The organism is Actinoplanes sp. NPDC051633, assembly GCF_040681735.1.
Classification (GTDB): Bacteria; Actinomycetota; Actinomycetes; order Mycobacteriales; family Micromonosporaceae; genus Actinoplanes.
In genome coordinates this window covers 1-2,171 of sequence record NZ_JBFAZH010001248.1, presented here as the reverse complement: position 1 = coordinate 2,171, position 2,171 = coordinate 1, and the positions used below count along the sequence as shown (strand labels likewise).

The 2,171-nt window shown below is 71.7% G+C and carries 3 protein-coding genes; all 3 read right to left on the bottom strand.

The features are described 5' to 3' along the window. Positions 1–71 precede the first annotated feature (71 nt). The gene (locus tag AB0M20_RS39635; protein ID WP_364306225.1) at positions 72–644 is read right to left on the bottom strand and encodes a helix-turn-helix domain-containing protein; all 573 of its coding nucleotides are present in this window, start codon (positions 642–644) and stop codon (positions 72–74) included. Beyond that, positions 629–1,006: a PPOX class F420-dependent oxidoreductase gene (locus AB0M20_RS39630; RefSeq protein WP_364306223.1), complete on the bottom strand. Its 378-nt coding sequence runs from the start codon at positions 1,004–1,006 to the stop codon at positions 629–631. Before AB0M20_RS39630 ends, AB0M20_RS39635 begins: the two co-directional genes overlap by 16 nt. A gap of 2 nt (positions 1,007–1,008) precedes the next feature. Continuing rightward, positions 1,009–2,171: adenylosuccinate synthetase (locus tag AB0M20_RS39625; RefSeq protein WP_364306220.1), on the bottom strand; the 1,163-nt coding region annotated here is incomplete at its 5' end.

Below are 2,171 nucleotides of genomic sequence, written 5' to 3'. Positions count from 1 at the left end.
GCCCGCGCCGCCCGCATGTCACCTGTCGAGGCGCTGCGTGCCCTCTGATCACAGCGGTGATCACAAGGTCGTCACGAAGCCAGGTGGGCGAGCGCCTCGAGGAAACGGTCCTCCGTCATGAACGGGTGCGTGCCGCCGAAGACTTCGGCCAGCGTCCAGTAGTGCGACACCGCGGACATGAGCACGGCGGCCAGCGCGGCATGGTCACGCTCCCGCGGTTTCTCCCGGCGCAGCCACTCGGTCAGGGCGTCGTGCACCCGCACCAGCTCCTGCGTCCGGACCTGCTCGAGCAGGTCCGGAAAGGACGCCAGGTCGCGCAGCAGCAGCCGGTTGATGTCGCGCTCCTGGGCCAGCCTCCGCAGGCCGGCCCGGGCCACGGCGACGAACCGGTCGCGCGGCGCCAGCTCGGGAAAGTCACCGGCCAGGTACGTCAGCAGCGGCCGGGTCTCCGACGCCTGCCGGCGCAACGCCTCCTCCAGCACCCCCCGTTTGGACTTGAAGTGCCGGTAGAGCCCGCCGGCGCCGGCGGAGAGCCCGGCCGCCGCCTCGATCTGCGCGATCGTGGTGGCGTGGTAGCCCTGCCGGCCGAACAGCTCCATGGCCCGGGTGACGATGGTGTCCTTGGTACTCAGTGCGGCTCCCACTCGTAGTGCAACGTCGTCCACCCTCGCAGCCGGTGCCACGCGGGCACGAACCGGCCCTGCAGCAGCGGATACTTCGCCGCCAGCAACGCGCGCGCCCGGGTCGCCTCGCCATCATCCAGCAGCCGGGCCGTCCCGGTCACCGCCTCTCCCGTCGGCTTCCCCGTCTGGGTGCACGGGGCGAGCCGGGTCTCATCCGGGAAGTTCCGGAGCCGCTTGGCCTTGCCCGACACGTTCCAGGTGCGGAAATACACGTGCCCGTCGCCGACCGCCACGCTGACCGGAGTCGCCACCCAGGTGCCGTCCCGCTTTCGCGTCTCCAGCAGCACCGTCTTCTGCTTCTCCAACATCGTAAGTAAGTGCATACTTACAGGCTACCGCGAAACTTCTTGTCATCGGTAGCGGGTCCGTGTGATTCGAGCATCACCGGCGCTCCGAGGGCGGCCCCGATGTCGGCGGACCAGTCGGCCGGGCGGTGCGAGGAGCCGGGCCGCGCTCGTTCCAGCCGTGCGGTCAGGGCGGCTTGATAGGTGAGGTCGCGGAAGGGGCCGGGGACGATGCGGTGCCAGCCCTTGTAGGACGTGACCATCCGCATGGCCGGGGCCACGCGGTCGAGGTGGGTCACCGCCAGGCCGTCGACGCCGCCGGCCACCTCCACCGCGTACCGGTGGGCCACCGCGTCGAAGTGGCCGACCCGGAAGGCGCCCTGCCACTCCCCCGCGCCGTTGTGCGCCTCCGGCCGGTCCAGCGGCGCCTCGGTGACGAGCGGCCCGGCGCCGTGCCGGGTCGTGTACGTGCGGACCACCCCGAGCCGCGTGAAGGACGGGCAGAGCGCGGCCACGTTGTCGAAGGTCGTCGTCGACCACGTCGTGTGCGGGTGCCAGCCCCGCCACTCGTCGAGCAACACCCCTTGGGCGCCCTCGAACACGCACGGCCCTTCCCGGAGCAGGCGTGACACATACGAGGAGTCCACGACGGACACCGCTCGGCCGAAGGCGGTGAAGGCGTCGACGACGGCGTCCAGCGGCAGCACATCGCCGTAGAAGTCGGCGACGGCGGCCAGCCGGGACCGCAGGCGGGAGGGTGAGAGAACGTCACGTACCCGCGGCGCGTCGGCATGGCTGAGCGCGTACTCCATCGTCTCGCCCACGCCCATCCCGCACGAACCGTGCCGTTCCCCGCCGCGCCGCCGCTCCCGCGCCCGATTCGCCGCCCGATGCCACGGAGTGGCGAGCAGGGCGTCCTCGTCCACCGTGAGCAGGTGATAGGGGTTGCCCAGCGATGCCGCCTCGGCGGCCAGGGCCAGCGGATCCACCACCATGAAGCGGGTCAGGTGGGTCGGCACGCCGTGGAACGTTCCGGAGCCGAACTGCGCGAACGTGTGATGCCGGCCGGACGCGGTGACCACGTTGTGCGCGGCCTGCGCTCCCCCGTTGAAGCGCAGCACCGCCCGCCGGCCGGTGGTGGGGCACAGGGCGGGCACCACCGTCCCCTTGGCCGCGTCGCCGTATCCGTGGTCGACGACCGCGA

What these genes read in the sequence shown, in the direction of transcription:
- AB0M20_RS39630 (WP_364306223.1), bottom strand. Translation starts at nt 1,006, where the DNA reads ATGCACTTACTTACGATGTTGGAGAAGCAGAAGACGGTGCTGCTGGAG.